This is a genomic window from Desulfogranum marinum, assembly GCF_963675105.2.
Classification (GTDB): domain Bacteria; phylum Desulfobacterota; class Desulfobulbia; order Desulfobulbales; family Desulfobulbaceae; genus Desulfogranum; species Desulfogranum marinum.
Genome location: NZ_CAXXRO010000004.1, coordinates 91,159 through 106,058, shown reverse-complemented (window position 1 = coordinate 106,058; position 14,900 = coordinate 91,159). Strand labels below are relative to the sequence as shown.

Genomic DNA, 14,900 nt, shown 5'->3' with positions numbered 1-14,900 from the left:
CAGCTACTTCACCGAATACATCCTCGCCGGAGCAACGATCGGCATCAAAGCATTACTGATTAATTTTTCAGGTCTGTTTTTGTACAGCAGAAAAATAGAAAGAAAAAAGGTGCACAGTTCGGACAGAGGCAGAACGATGAGAATACCATCCCCACCTATTAATATGTGAATAATAAATAGAAAAAAAACAGGAAGGAAAATATTCCTCGACAAAATTATCAAGGTGGAATCAACGCATCTGTTCATTGCAGTTAAATAAGCCGCGAGCACGATATTTATTCCATTAACAATAAAAACAGGCCAAATTTTTGAGATAAAATGATTCGTCAACTGTACCGTTTCTCTTTCTCCAGACGGGATGAATAGTCCGGAAACCGCCTGGGGGCTGGTAACCAGCAGGCTACTTATAGCAACACCGAGAGCAAAAACTGATAGCATCGAAATGATAATAAAGCTCTTGATGCGTTTATGCTTCAAAGCTCCACGATTCTGACTAATAATCGGGTGCATTGAATCACTAATGCCATAACTGATGACCAGTACTGTAATGACCATATAATTTATGATTGAAAAAGCAGCGACACCACTTGCTCCTAATTTTCTCATAATGATCCAGTTAAAAACGAACACAAATATTCCAAAAGAAAACTCATCAACAAACTCCGGCAGCCCAGCCATGGCACCTTTTATTACCTCCGAAATATCTTTTGTACGCCAGCAAAACTTAAGCCTGGTTCGGTTTGTGAAAAAAGGAGCGCATAAAAGAAAAAATGTAACAGCTGCAGAGAGACCGGTACCTAAAGCCGCGCCCTGATGTCCCATTTGAAACTGAGCAATAAACAGCCAGTCTAGAAAAACATTAATAAAACATCCAATGATCATTGTTGCAGAAGCCCAGAGCGGCTGGCCGGCAACACGGAGAAAATACGACAGACAGAGAGCTCCCAGCTGAAAAACGGTGAAACAGAGAAGTATTTCCAGATACTCCGCCACTACAGGTGCCAGTGCACTATCCGTGGTGAGGAGGAAAACAAGCTGATCCATAAAAACCTTCCCAAGTATGGTCAGGACCAGTGAGAGAAGAGAAATAAAAACAATAGACTGTGAAAAACTGCTGTTGGCTGCCTTGAGGTTCCCTGACCCAATAAATTTTCCGCAGCGGATGGCCCCACCTACAGAGAACATGAGCGCCAGGCCAAACAAGAGACCACTCGCCGGTATGGTAAGATTTACGGAAGTGAGGGAGGTCATACCTGCATAGTTTCCCAAAAAAAATCCATCCACAACAACCGCGCAGGACATCGCTAGCAAGCCAATGACAGAAGGGACAGTATAAAAGAAAAAAACAGGAAATATTTTTCCGGTTACGGGGTTAATATCAGTATTCATTGGTCACCTGAAAAATTTGACTTGATAAAGCGTACTCGAAATACATCCGGCGCTTATTTGTCTTTTTTGCGCCTATTCTGAATGAGTGGTCTTGCGGGTGTGTTCAGATACTGCTGAAAAAGTCAAAGCAGGAGGCAGTATGGTGGACACTTGGGTCTCACCACAGAATTGTGAAATGGGTTCCCTGCAGAAAATACAGGAAATCGCCAGAACTGTTTTGCCGGAAAAGCTAACGCGGGGAAAAGCCGTTCAGGAACGAAGTAAGTACAAGTCCTGGAGCATCGTTTGGCGCAATGTCACCCTTCAGAACGGTTTCCCACGCTGTGTATATCAGGTTATCTAAAACCGCAGCGACCCAAGCGAGAGGGATTTCGGAAGAGACAACGTTTTCAGCCCGTAATCTTTTAGAAAGTTCCCGTAATCGCATTAATTGATTTTTATATAAATCATCAATACCTGAATCTTCCGCGTATATCTGGTTGGAATTTAAAAAATGAAAACTGGCGCCAAGGGGAACGAGAACTTTTATGAATTCTTCAAGAGTATCTCCGGCATTGAGGTTTTTCTCGATAATCGGCTTTATTGCAGTTTCAAGTTTAGTGTCAGCCTCCACTATAAGCTCGCTGACAAGCTGTTTTCTCGACTTGAAATAGCGAAAAATAGTAGCCCTGCCGACTTCCGCCACCTCTGCAATCTCGCTCAAGGAGGCTTTAGGATTTTTGGCAAGAACATGCATTGCTAGATTCAGGACCTTCTCTCTTGTCCGTGTTTGCCGACTATTGCTCTTGTTGACACTTGCCTGATCGAACAGTTCCATATCTCATCTCATCTCATCTCATCTCAATGTTTTACTTAAGCAGTCGTTAGAAAACAGACAGTATTAGCTCAAGTGAGACACTAGAGTATCATTAGAGACTGAAAAAATCAATACATTGTTTTTTAACGAAGTATCCTTATCAAAAGTAAATGGTAAAGCAGAGAGGTTTAAACAGGATTGTTCAACAAGGTTGCTGAAGGCGGCAATGGAAAAAAGTGAAGAAAACGATCCCGGATGGTCTGTCCGTAGGCGAACATTGTGGAAATTTGTACCTCCATTTAGCTTCGTTTAACATAATGAAATTATATACAATTGAATAAATTGACACAATGTTCAGAAGAAATTCGGGCTATAGTGGCAGGCTCAGTATGGGAGGTAGTAGGTGCTTGACGTATATCGTGGGTATTGAGCGCCTCTGAAAAGCGGTGAAATATGAAGATATCTACTTTTATGCATATGACGCAGTCAAGGAGGCTGAAAATTCAATCAGCGAATATCTGGATTGGCAACAACTACTCCTGGCCAGGCTCAAGGTTAAGTAAAAGGTAACTGTTGAGCAATACAGCCGGGGGCCCGGTTGTACTGCTCAATATAGTGTAGAACTATGGGGTGGTGAGTTGGCGCTCCGGTTGAGTCGTCAGGATACGTTCGGTAAGATATTTGAGAAATATGCCGTACAGCGGCAGGAGCAATACCATGCTGACAATGAGTTTGAAGCAGTAATCACCGGTTCCAATCTCTATCCAGTGGGTTGCCATGAACGGGTCGGAACTTGCCCAAAAAGCAAATGAGTAAAAAATGAGTGTATCGAGCAGGTTACCGAAAATGGTTGAGGCACCGGGTGCGAGCCACCATTGCACATGTTGCCTGAGGCGAGAGAAAATTTTGACGTCCGCCAATTGGCCAAGGGTGTAGGCGGCAAAACTGGCAAAGGCTATGCGGAGGACAAAGGTGTTGAGCGTGTACAGATTTGCAACGCCCTGAAAGACCGCCTCAAAAAAAAGCACGGAAATGAGGTAGGAAAGGATGAGTGCCGGGAGCATGGCACGGAAAATAATCTTTCGCGCCTCGGCAGCTCCAAAAATACGGACCGTAAGATCAGTGGCCAAGTAGACAAAAGGGAAGCTGAATGTGCCCCAGGTGGTATGGAAGCCGAAAACCTGGATCGGCAGCTGAACCAGATAGTTACTTGCCGCAATGATGAGGATATGAAAGGTGGCCAGGATAAAGACGGCACGTTGTATCTGCGATTGGGTGAGGGTGAGCATGTTCTTCCTTTTTGGTTGTCGGGGTGAGGGAACCCGAGGTGAGTATAAAAGCTGATGTATCAGCGGGCATTGTAGCGAAAATGATTTATACCCGATTTTTTAATGAAGGCAAGCGGAAATCGTAAAAATAGTTATGCCGGTAGGCGCTGTGCATTATATTTTCAAGATCGATTTGGAAAGAGGTGGCGGAAGGTATGCAAGCGGCTTATTTTTTGCTTTGTGCGCTTTGTACCGAGGAGCAGGTGTAATGCTGAGAGACGTAATCTTCAAAGCTGTGTGTCACGCTGTGGCGTATAGTACATAAACTGCATGTCATGCCCTGTTCTTTTTGTTTGCACTTTGTCTTGCTTGGTTTTATCTCGCTGAAATATATAGTTTTTTTGGATGTTTACCGCTTGCCGGTTAGCCGGGGAGGTACATTGAGCCATGAAATATGTCGTTAACAGGCAACTTAGCCCAGGGTGCGCCATTGTCACTCTTAATCTTGATGGGTTTGGTAAGGTGCAGGTTGGAAATCTTGCCATGGACAATCCTGAGCTCGTAAAAGCATATAAAGAGGCCCTGCAAGGCTATCTCGGTCTGTCCCAGGGCTATTGTCAGTATTATGCTGCAGAGAGGTTAGTTCGGCGATTTGGAGGAAATATCGAGAAAATGGAAATCGGCGAAAATGTGGGAGCCACTATGTAGTGACGGCCTTCCATCGCACGTATACAGAAAATGAGATCAAAGCTGACGGGCCACTTGCAAACATACAAGCTGTTTCTTTGGGAAAAGGTTTGTATGCAAGAGGAAATTATTCAAGATAGCCTCACAAAGCGTTTAGTCTCGTTTTCTGCTTACAGCCGCAACGCCAGCACCGAAAAGGAGCAGAGTTCTTGGTTCCGGTACAGGGGTGCCGGAGACTACAACATTGTCGATATATGCAAGCCTTGCTGAAAGCAGTGCAAATTTTTAATCTGAAATTACTGTTTTTGGTTACTAGCCCGAAGGGGGAATTTTTTGATTGAAAACGAAAAACTGACTGTTAATCGTGCAGTTATTCATTAAGCAATAATATCAGTTAGTTGAGTTTAAAATCAAAAAGTTCATGAGAAATTCGGGCTAATACCCAACGCGTCAAGGTGGACATGATCATAGCGAATACCTCTCTGTAGCATCTCCCAGAGCCCATGAAGCATTTCATTGTGAGTGATCACAATAAATAATGGAAAATAAAAAAAGGCTGCAATCCGAAGAAGATTGCAGCCTTATATGTAAATGGTGGCGATGCAGGGACTTGAACCCCGGACACCACGGATATGAGCCGTGCGCTCTAACCAGCTGAGCTACATCGCCAAAGTGTTCTATGTGAACGGTCGCTTTGGACCGGGACAATATTCAAAATTTCTCTTCATTTGTCAATAAGAAAGAACAGGAAAAGATCATTTTTTATTCTTTTCAGTCTTTGCTACAAATAAAAGCGTTTTATTCTCCAGTGTAAGACTGAAGAATAAAACGCTTTGGTACTTCTACAAACCTTGTGGGGAAGGGCTTACATCATGCCGCCCATGCCACCCATGCCGCCCATGCCACCAGGAGGCATTCCGCCCATGGCGCCGGCATCGTCGGAAGGTTCTTCAGCAATCATGCATTCGGTGGTGAGAAGCAGACCGGACACAGAAGCAGCGTTCTGCAGTGCAGAACGGGTTACCTTGGCAGGGTCAATTACACCTGCTGCAATCAGGTCTTCGTACTCTTCGCTGGCAGCGTTGAATCCGTTAGCACCTTCGAGGTTTTTCACGTGCTCAACAATCACAGACTCTTCGCGGCCGGCATTGGCAGCGATCTGGCGTACAGGCTCTTCCAGGGCACGGCGAATGATGTTTTTACCCAGGCTTTGCTCACCCGGCAGTTCAAGCTTATCAAGCACTTTGAGGCAGCGGAGGTAAGCTACGCCACCACCAGGAACAACTCCTTCCTCTACGGCAGCGCGGGTAGCGTTGAGTGCATCTTCAACGCGGGCTTTTTTCTCTTTCATTTCAACTTCTGTAGCAGCACCAACGTTGATTACTGCAACACCGCCGATAAGTTTTGCAAGGCGTTCCTGCAGCTTTTCACGGTCGTAGTCAGAAGTTGAGTCTTCTGCCTGGGTGCGAATCTGCTTTACACGTGCAGCAAGCTGCTCTTTGTCGCCGGCACCGTCAACGATGGTGGTGTTGTCTTTGTCGACAACAATGCGCTTGGCAGTACCAAGATCGTTTACAGTGATGTTTTCCAGCTTGATGCCAAGGTCTTCGGTGATAACCTGACCGCCGGTGAGGATGGCAATATCTTCAAGCATTGCTTTGCGGCGATCACCAAAACCAGGAGCTTTCACAGCAGCGATGTTCAGGGTGCCGCGCAGTTTGTTGACAACCAGAGTAGCAAGTGCTTCACCATCTACATCTTCAGCGATAATAAACAGTGGCTTGCCCATTTTCGCTACAGATTCCAGGATAGGCAGAAGGTCTTTCATGTTAGAGATCTTTTTCTCGTTGATGAGAATCAGAGGATCTTCCATGTTGACTTCCATTCGATCAGGATCGGTTACAAAGTAAGGAGAAAGGTAACCGCGATCAAACTGCATACCTTCAACAACGTCCAAAGAGGTTTCCATGGACTTTGCTTCTTCAACAGTGATAACGCCTTCTTTACCAACCTTGTCCATTGCTTCTGCAATGATGTTACCGATGGTGTTGTCGTTGTTAGCGGAAATGGTTCCAACCTGAGCGATTTCTTTTTGCTCTTTGGTTGGGTTGGCGATGGAGCGGAGTTCTGCAACCACTGCTTCAACGCTGGCATCAATACCACGCTTGATTTCCATCGGATTGGATCCGGCAGCTACCAGCTTAGCACCTTCTTTGTAGATGGCCTGAGCAAGAACGGTGGCAGTGGTGGTACCATCACCTGCTACATCAGAGGTCTTGGAAGCAACTTCCTTAACCATCTGGGCGCCCATGTTCTCAAACTTGTCAGCTACTTCGATTTCTTTGGCAACGGTAACACCGTCTTTGGTGATAACTGGAGCGCCAAATGATTTCTCGATCAGTACATTTCTGCCTTTAGGACCAAGGGTAACTTTTACTGCATCTGCAAGGGTGTTAACGCCGGCAAGCATCTTTTCGCGAGCTTTAGCACCGTACTTTATTTCTTTTGCGGACATCTTATATATCTCCTAGGGTTACAATAATAACTGTGAGTTGTTTAGGCTTCTATTACGCCAAGAATGTCATCTTCGCGCATGATAAGGAAGTCTTCTCCATCAAGCTTGACATCGGTGCCACCGTATTTTGAAAAAAGCACACGATTGCCAACCGCAACATCCATGGCAACACGCTCACCAGCATCATTAAGTTTGCCAGGACCGATAGCTACGATTTCGCCTTCAGCAGGCTTTTCTTTAGCAGAGTCTGGAATGATGATACCACCTGCGGTTTTTTCCTCTTCTTCCAGTCTTTTGACCAGAATGCGGTCATTCAATGGACGAATCTTCATTAATACTCCTCCTGTTACTAAGTTATTTTGTATTGTAAAATGTAAGCTTAAAAATGCGTCATACCTAACGACACATCTTGCGCTGTTATGTGTATAGGACTAAAACGGAGCTCCTGATTTCAAACTGCGCCATACATTAGTGATGGTTTTTGAAAAATCAAGGGGATAAGGGCGGAAAAAAATATCCGCCCAACATGTTGAAATTATGGGTAAAGGCAGGTGGCGTGTGGTTGGTCTTGTTTTTTTTTAGCTTACCGGGACTACCCATCCGTGGTTGTCTTCCTGCTCACCAAACTGGATGGCTTGCAACTCGTTGTACAGCTTTTGTGCCACAGGACCGGTGTTGCCACCGTTAATTGTAAACTCTTTTTCCCGATAACAAAATTCTCCCACTGGAGCAATGACGGCTGCTGTCCCGGTACCGAAACTTTCCTGAAGCGATCCATCTTCACAGGCTTTGACGATTTCGTCGATGGAAATCCGTCTTTCCTCCACTTGCATTCCCCAGTCTTCAGCCAGCTGAAGCACTGAATCGCGCGTTATTCCAGGAAGAATCGAACCTTTGAGTGGTGGAGTGATGAGCACATTGTCAATCACGAAAAAAATATTGGAAGTGCCGACTTCTTCAATGTATTTTCGTTGTTTGGCATCAAGCCACAGAACCTGAGTGTACCCTTTCTTTTGTGCTCCTATTTGCGCTTTGAGGCTGGCCGCATAGTTTCCGGCTGTTTTGGCATCACCCACACCTCCCGGTACTGCCCGGATATATTCGTCTTCGATGTAGATTTTGGTGGGATTAAAGCCTTCTGAATAATAAGCACCAACTGGGCAGTTAATGATGAAAAATTGGTATTCTTCAGCCGCGCGCAGGCCAAGCATTGGCTCGGTTGCAATCATGGTGGGGCGAATATAGAGGGTTGCTCCCTTTGCGTGAGGGACCCATTCTTTGTCAAGATAGATAAGAGCACGGAGCGCTTGGAGTACTCTTTCGGCGGGGAAGCGTGGCATGCACATCCTTATGGCGGACTTGTTCATTCGTGCGAAATTATCCTGGGGCCGAAAGAGTAAGATTCGGTTATCTTTGGTACGGTATGCCTTGAGTCCTTCAAAGATGGCCTGCCCATAATGCAGAACCATGGCCGCCGGATCCAGTTGGAGTTGCTGGAAAGGGTGTATCTTTGCTTCGTGCCAACCCTGTTGTCTGTTCCAATGCATGGAAAACATATGGTCGGTAAAGAAATTGCCAAACCCCAGGTTGTTTTGATCCGGTTTGGTTTTTAATTGATCTTCGGGTACTTTTTGTACCGCTATTTCAATATCATTGTTTATCATTGTGTCCTCTTCTAAATTACCATTCGTATCCGGTTTCGTAGAGTGTACGATGAGATAACCTAGCATTAATTTGAGCCATGCTTTATGGTCTTTCCTTATGGTACGTAAGAAATCGAATAAAAAAAATGTTGTTGTAGAAAAGCCTGGTGCCCCCGATATCGGGCAGGAGCACAGAGTGCTAACTCCTGTTCAAGCCAAATTTTTTACTGTAATTTTTCTGCTGTCTACTCTTATGCTCGGCTGGGTTCTCTGGCCGTTTGGTCAGTTTTTAATCCTTGCATTTTTGTTGGCCGGTATCTTTCGGCCAATCTATACTTGGCTCAGCAGGTGGGTGTCATCATGGATGGCCTCCTGCATGACATGTGGGCTTATAACGCTGATCGTTTTTATTCCGCTCACATTCTGCGTTGGTGCACTTTCCTCGGAAGCGTTGAACCTGTATCACCTCGGCAAGGACAGTAATGTACTGCTCAAACTGCCGCAAGTCATCCAAAATAATACATGGGTGCAGCAGGTTCAAGAGATCCTTGTCGGCTATGGTGTCAACTTCGAACCGCCTGACATTACGGAGCTTGTCTCTAATGTCAGTAAAACCGTGGGCATGTTTATTTACAATAAGGCGTCTGCATGGGCTGCCAATGTGATGAGTTTTGCCTGGCAGTTTTGCATTTTGATTTTGGTTGTCTTTTTCCTGTTGATTGAAATGGATAAGCTGATTGCTTTCCTGACCAAACTCTCACCGCTGCCTGATGATCAGAACAGATTGTTGATGCACAAATTTATGGAGATAGCAGGAGTCATTCTGGTGGGGAATGGATTAAGCGGACTGTTTCAGGGTACTCTGGGAGGAATTTTCTTTTCTCTGCTTGGGTTAAAATCACCTGTCCTGTGGGGGGCGGTGATGGCAGTGGTTGCCTTTTTGCCTATTTTCGGCATCGGGCTTGTGTTGGTGCCGACAGCCGTCATTTTACTGCTCAATGGGTTAACGGCCAAAGCCCTGATTACTCTCTTGTTTTATGTGGTGCTGTCTTTTTCTGTAGAATATGTGGTAAAACCGAAATTTGTCGGCAGTCAGGTGAAAATGCATACCTTGCTTGTCTTTTTGGCGATCATCGGCGGGATGAGTTTGTTTGGTGTACTTGGAATTATTTATGGGCCGCTGATTGTGACCGCTTTTCTGACTCTTTCTGATATGTATTTAAACGAATATAGCGTGGTGCTGGATAATGGGACCACAACAACTCAGGGCAGACATGAAGGCGCGAGTGTCCCGCCAGCTTCAGGCCCTATAAGTGAGGAGCACTCTGTTGCGACTTGCAACGAGGGGAATAGCTCCATGAAGGACCATTCGACCTGATCGCATCTTTGCCTATTGGACGTGAAATGATGAGCACGGCTGTTTCTGCCGGAGTTGTTTGTTGGTCGGTCCTTCTGAAAACCTCAGCCTGATACCTTCCAGGTTGACTGTTTCTTCCAGAAATTGCCGTTTTTTTGTTTCGCCGGTATAGAGGACGGTTGTGAGTGGTTTTATTTCGTGTTGGTCAACATTTTCCTGAAGGATATGGATAAGCTTGTAAATTTTATACAGTGAATAGTTCTCAAGCAGTCGAGTTGATCGTAAATCAATAACAAGACACTGGCAGGAAGGGTCCGCCAGTTCTGCTTTTCCGGTACGGAAAAGAGCATCAGCCTGATCGTGATCGATTTCTTGGGCTGCTCGTATCTCGACTGTTCCGTTATCCGATCTTCGTATTTCTATATTTTTCATATCATCTGCTCTGTGTATGAAAGGTTACCTTTAAGCAATAACATTAATTAATTGAGTTTAAAGTCAAAAAGGTCATGAGAAATTTGGGTTGTAATCCTTCTTCTGTCTTACTTGCAATGTAAAACAAAATGTCGGCGGAGGACAGTAAACTTCCGGTAAGTCTTTTTGTAACCACTCTGCTAATACCTGAAAATTGTCAATCTCCCCCGTACCGTAGCTGTTCAGCAGTGCTCCAAATGTTCACACGCATGCCGATTAACAGATAACAGACAAGCCCCGACTTCGATACATAAGTATGTTGGACAGGCGCAGGTGGTGAAGAGTTGGGTGCCGGTATAGTGCCCTTTTTTGTGAAATAGAGTCCGCTAAGATCGCTTTGGAGTAATTCCTGGGTGGAGTCTGCATTGCTCTCTGGAAGAGAATTTTTTTGACGATGTGCAACTATAGGTTGCTTATATTGTTGTTTTGTGGTTGTACTGGACATGTTTTTCGGTTATTGGTACTACCAATAACATTGGCTTTTGTTTGATTTTATTTGGACCCGCACCAGTTAATGCATACAATGAAAGGGAATATTTGGCCCTTGCTTGTATTGTTCATCCGTTCAGACGGCGCGAGGTTCAAATTTTTGGTTATGAATAGGTAAGCGAAGACTCCGGGTAAGCGAAGACTCCGGGTAAGCGAAGACTCCGGGTAAGCGAAGACTCCGGGTAAGCGTGGAAAACCGTCGCTGTCTATATTCATTGCCGAAAGAGTGGTGAAAATGATGGTCGTTGGACTGACCTTTGTAAAAGAAAATCTGATTACCCATGAAACTCAGCCAATTATCTACCGAAACAGACAGGGGACTGATTTTATTTCTCTTTTTAACCCGGGAGACAGATTAATTTTCATAAAAAACCATGAAAAAAAGATAGCGTAGACTTCGATCAGTCCCCTACCTCAGTACTGAGAAATTTAGGTAAGCGAAGACTCCGATCTGTCTCCCGGGCCCAAAAAAAATTGGCTGAGTTTTGTACGTAATCAGAAAAGAAAAAGGAATTGTGTGCAATCGGATACATTATCACCGTGTTGATAAGGGAACCGGGAGCATCGCTTAGAAATCGAAGGTACCCGGATTTCTCATCAGTTCAGGCGGTACCAGGTTCAAAGTTTTTGGAAGTGAATCATAGTTGACTATCGGAGTCTACGCTTACCTTTTACTGCCAAAATACTGAAGAAGATGGTACCGGATGGACTGACCTTTGGTGAGCATTTTGTTAATTTTATACCTGATTAATTTTAATAGTATCAAATTAAAATTATCGATCTTTCCGAAAATGAGCAAAATGCTCATGAGAAATTCGGGCTTACGTAAGACACGTTACCAAGAGGCTACAAATGTCGAATAATCTATACATCACAGCTGCTGAAGAGAGAAGCGGCAAATCAGCCATCGTACTTGGCGTCATGCAGATCATTCTTAAACAGGTCGGTCGTGTTGCTTTCTTCAGACCTATTATCAATGATCTTGGGTTTGGACGCAATGACCATGACCTGGACTTGGTTCTGAAATATTTCAAGCTGGATATTCCCTATGAAGACAGCTATGCCTTCACTATAACCCAGGCCAGACAGTTGATTACGTCAGGTCAGGAGGATATTCTGTTTGAGAAGATTCTCATGAAATATAAAGAACTGGAGAAAAAATACGATTTTGTCCTCTGCGAAGGGACTGATTTTCGAGGTAAGGACGCCAACTTTGAGTTTGACCTGAATGCAGATATTGCCGTCAATCTAGGTGCCTCCGTACTTGCCGTTGCCTCTGGGAGAAATAAAAGTACCGACGATATATGTGCCTATACAGCCATTACAATCGACACGCTTGAAGAGAAAGGTGTTGAACTGGCAGGGTGCATCATTAATCGTGCTCCAGAAGGGTTTCTTGAAGAAACTGCCGGTAATATCAAGTGTATGGCTCAGTTTAACCGCTCTATTCCCCTCTATGTTATTCCTGAACACAAATCGCTTGGCAACCCGTCTGTTGAGGATGTGAAACGGTGGTTGGGGGCCGAGGTACTCTACGGTGAATCCAGTTTGCTGACTTTGGTCGACAATTACCTGGTGGCGGCAATGCAGATCGGTAATTTCCTTGATTACCTGAAGCCGGGGAGCTTGGTCATTACGCCCGGCGATCGTTCCGATATCATCATCGCCAGTTTAGCTTCCCGAATATCCAGCGCTTATCCGAACATTGCCGGCATTGTCATCACCGGTGGTATTGATCTGCGGCCCAGTGTACAGAAATTAATAGAAGGATGGACGGGGATTCCCGTTCCGGTCTTGTTTGTTGAAGCGCATACCTACGATACGGTGCAAAGTGTAAATGAGTTGTATGGGCGGATAGAGGCAAGCGATGATAAGCGAATCGCAACAGCCATGGGCTGGTTTAACAAGCATGTAGATATTCGGGAATTGGGCGAGCGGGTTGTTTCCCGGACTTCTACTCGTATTACGCCACGTATGTTTGAGTATTCGCTTGTAGAGAAGGCGTCGAATCCGCGGCAGCATATTGTACTGCCTGAAGGGCATGGCGAGCGTGTACTTCAAGCTGCTGATATTATACTTCGGCGAGGTATTGCAGATTTGACCCTGCTGGGGCGTGAAAATGAATTGAGCATTAAGGCCGCCAGCCTGGGAATCAATATTGAGGGGGCAAGAATTATTGACCCGGTTGGATCAGAATATTTCGATGAATTTGTTGAAACCTATTTTGACGCCCGCAAACACAAGGGAATCGTCCTTGATGTGGCGCGCGACCGTATGTCTGATCCCACCTATTTCGGAACCATGATGGTACATAAGGGGCTGGCCGACGGCATGGTGTCGGGGTCGATCACAACAACGGCGCAAACCATCAGGCCTGCCTTTGAGTTTGTTAAGACCAAGCCCGGCGTTTCAGTGGTTTCCTCGATTTTTATTATGTGTTTTCAAAGCAAGGTCCTAGCATTTGGAGACTGTGCCGTCGTACCGAATCCCAATGCGCGTGAACTGGCGGAAATTGCCATTTCCTCTGCGGAAACCGCCAAGATTTTTAATATTGAACCACGGGTGGCGCTTTTGAGTTATTCAACCGGTGGCTCTGGAAGCGGGCAGGATGTTGAGAAGGTTGTCGAGGCTACTGCCATTGCCAAGCAACTCATGAAAGAGCGTGGACTCGATTATCCGTTAGAAGGGCCGTTGCAGTATGATGCTGCTTTTGACCTTGGAGTCGCCAAGCTAAAATCGCCGGATTCTGTTGTTGCCGGAAGGGCCACGGTTTTTATTTTTCCAGATCTTAATACCGGAAACAATACCTATAAAGCTGTGCAGCGTGCAGCCAATGCGGTTGCCATGGGGCCTGTTCTCCAAGGGTTGAACAAACCAGTTAATGATCTGTCGCGTGGTTGTTCGGCCCATGATATTGTTGATACTGTTGCTCTTACTGCTATTCAGGCTCAGGAGGCAGCAAAATCTTAATGTTCTGAAACCGGACGGGCTTTTTGCATGTTCGTTGGTTATCACGATATTTATTTGTTGGAGTAGAAATGAAAATACTTGTAATTAATTCAGGAAGTTCTTCGATCAAGTACCAGGTACTTGATATGGAATCAGAAAGCGTGCTGGCTTCCGGGCTTGTTGAGCGGATTGGGGAGCCGGTGGGCAATCTGGTGACCAAGTTTCATCCGGATACAGACCAGGAAAATAAGGTGACCCGCGAGCAGCGTATTGCAGACCATAAGCAAGGTATGCTTGCCGCAATTTCCCTGTTAACCGATAGTGAGGTCGGCGTTATTGAAGATGCCTCTGAAATCGGCGCTGTTGGGCACCGCGTGGTACATGGGGGGGAAGATTTTCATGAGCCCACGGTTATTACTCCCGAAGTGCTGGAGGCAATTACAGCCAATATCCCACTTGCACCACTTCATAATCCGGCCAATCTGGATGGTATTACGGTTGCCATGGATATTTTTGCTGATGTTAAGCAGGTCGCTGTTTTTGATACAGCTTTTCATCAAACCATGCCGGAGCGTGCCTATATGTATGCTCTACCCTATGCATACTATGCAGAAGACCGCATTCGCCGCTACGGATTCCATGGTACGTCCCATAAATTTATTGCCGCAGAGACAGCCAAGTTACTGCGTAAACCGTTGGCTGAATGTAATCTGATAACAGTCCACCTTGGCAACGGTTGTTCGATGACAGCCATTGAAAATGGACAGAGTGTAGATACTTCTCTTGGAATGACTCCTCTGGAAGGGTTGGTCATGGGAACCAGGTCAGGTGATGTCGATCCTGCCATTCATACCTTTCTTCACCGGAACAAAGGGATGGATATAGAGGAAATTGATGCTGTACTCAACAAAGAGTCAGGCCTCAAAGGGCTGTGCGGTATGAATGACATGCGTGACATCCATGATGCCATTGCAGAGGGCAATAAGCAGGCAAAAATAGCCCTGGATGTGCAGACCTATCGGAACAAAAAATATATAGGTGCGTATATGGCAGTGCTTGGCAGGGTAGATGCCATTGTTTTTACCGCCGGTATCGGTGAAAATGATCCTAAGGTACGTGAATTGTCACTGCAGGGAATGGAGGTCTTCGGGATTCAGTTGGATCTGGAAGCCAATGCCCAGCGTGTTAAGCAGCCGACCTGTATCAGCAGCAAAGAGAGTACTATTCCTGTTTTTGTGATTCCTACCAATGAGGAATTGGCCATTGCCAGAGAAACGTTGCAGGTCGTACAGGGGTAATTAATCGAATTTTTTCCTACGCAGTAACACAAGATTCG

General features: G+C 45.4%; 12 protein-coding genes and 1 tRNA gene. 4 read left to right on the top strand and 9 right to left on the bottom strand.

What is annotated here, in order from left to right:
- Positions 1 to 3 precede the first annotated feature (3 nt).
- The 3 genes from ACHZCY_RS09270 to ACHZCY_RS09260 all read right to left on the bottom strand — a co-directional run bounded on the left by ACHZCY_RS09270 (position 4) and on the right by ACHZCY_RS09260 (position 3,474).
- A complete protein-coding gene (locus tag ACHZCY_RS09270; protein WP_319548694.1) occupies positions 4 to 1,389 on the bottom strand; it encodes an MATE family efflux transporter in 1,386 nt (461 codons plus the stop codon).
- A gap of 229 nt (positions 1,390 to 1,618) precedes the next feature.
- Complete coding sequence (locus tag ACHZCY_RS09265) at positions 1,619 to 2,206, bottom strand: TetR/AcrR family transcriptional regulator (protein ID WP_319548693.1); 588 nt, start codon at positions 2,204 to 2,206, stop codon at positions 1,619 to 1,621.
- Between the two features lie 602 nt (positions 2,207 to 2,808).
- A complete protein-coding gene (locus tag ACHZCY_RS09260; RefSeq protein WP_205223964.1) occupies positions 2,809 to 3,474 on the bottom strand; it encodes a 7-cyano-7-deazaguanine/7-aminomethyl-7-deazaguanine transporter in 666 nt (221 codons plus the stop codon).
- A 426-nt stretch (positions 3,475 to 3,900) separates the two neighbouring features.
- On the opposite strand from ACHZCY_RS09260, the gene ACHZCY_RS09255 reads away from it, so the two are divergent.
- A complete protein-coding gene (locus ACHZCY_RS09255; protein ID WP_205223965.1) occupies positions 3,901 to 4,161 on the top strand; it encodes a hypothetical protein in 261 nt (86 codons plus the stop codon).
- A gap of 132 nt (positions 4,162 to 4,293) precedes the next feature.
- On the opposite strand, the gene ACHZCY_RS09250 is transcribed toward ACHZCY_RS09255, so the two are convergent.
- The 5 genes from ACHZCY_RS09250 to ACHZCY_RS09230 form a co-directional block, all read right to left on the bottom strand.
- Positions 4,294 to 4,392: a PEP-CTERM sorting domain-containing protein gene (locus ACHZCY_RS09250; RefSeq protein WP_394713425.1), complete on the bottom strand. Its 99-nt coding sequence runs from the start codon at positions 4,390 to 4,392 to the stop codon at positions 4,294 to 4,296.
- 340 nt (positions 4,393 to 4,732) lie between these two features.
- Positions 4,733 to 4,809: transfer RNA gene (locus tag ACHZCY_RS09245), tRNA-Met, on the bottom strand.
- A gap of 196 nt (positions 4,810 to 5,005) precedes the next feature.
- Positions 5,006 to 6,655, bottom strand: a complete 1,650-nt coding sequence (gene groL / locus ACHZCY_RS09240; RefSeq protein ID WP_319548692.1) for a chaperonin GroEL — start codon at positions 6,653 to 6,655, stop codon at positions 5,006 to 5,008.
- Between the two features lie 41 nt (positions 6,656 to 6,696).
- On the bottom strand, positions 6,697 to 6,987 hold the full coding sequence (groES, locus tag ACHZCY_RS09235; RefSeq protein ID WP_319548691.1) for a co-chaperone GroES: 291 nt from the start codon (positions 6,985 to 6,987) through the stop codon (positions 6,697 to 6,699).
- A gap of 246 nt (positions 6,988 to 7,233) precedes the next feature.
- Entirely contained in the window at positions 7,234 to 8,319 is a 1,086-nt protein-coding gene (locus ACHZCY_RS09230; protein WP_205223968.1) for a branched-chain amino acid aminotransferase, read from the bottom strand.
- Positions 8,320 to 8,416: 97 nt separating this feature from the next.
- On the opposite strand from ACHZCY_RS09230, the gene ACHZCY_RS09225 reads away from it, so the two are divergent.
- The gene (locus ACHZCY_RS09225) at positions 8,417 to 9,676 is read left to right on the top strand and encodes an AI-2E family transporter (protein ID WP_319548690.1); all 1,260 of its coding nucleotides are present in this window, start codon (positions 8,417 to 8,419) and stop codon (positions 9,674 to 9,676) included.
- Positions 9,677 to 9,688: 12 nt separating this feature from the next.
- On the opposite strand, the gene ACHZCY_RS09220 is transcribed toward ACHZCY_RS09225, so the two are convergent.
- On the bottom strand, positions 9,689 to 10,087 hold the full coding sequence (locus ACHZCY_RS09220; RefSeq protein ID WP_319548689.1) for a hypothetical protein: 399 nt from the start codon (positions 10,085 to 10,087) through the stop codon (positions 9,689 to 9,691).
- A 1,380-nt stretch (positions 10,088 to 11,467) separates the two neighbouring features.
- Here ACHZCY_RS09220 and pta point away from each other — a divergent pair.
- Positions 11,468 to 13,585 (top strand): phosphate acetyltransferase, encoded by a 2,118-nt coding sequence (pta, locus tag ACHZCY_RS09215; RefSeq protein ID WP_319548688.1) that lies wholly within the window; start codon positions 11,468 to 11,470, stop codon positions 13,583 to 13,585.
- 68 nt (positions 13,586 to 13,653) lie between these two features.
- Positions 13,654 to 14,862 (top strand): acetate kinase, encoded by a 1,209-nt coding sequence (locus ACHZCY_RS09210; RefSeq protein ID WP_205223972.1) that lies wholly within the window; start codon positions 13,654 to 13,656, stop codon positions 14,860 to 14,862.
- Positions 14,863 to 14,900: the final 38 nt, after the last annotated feature.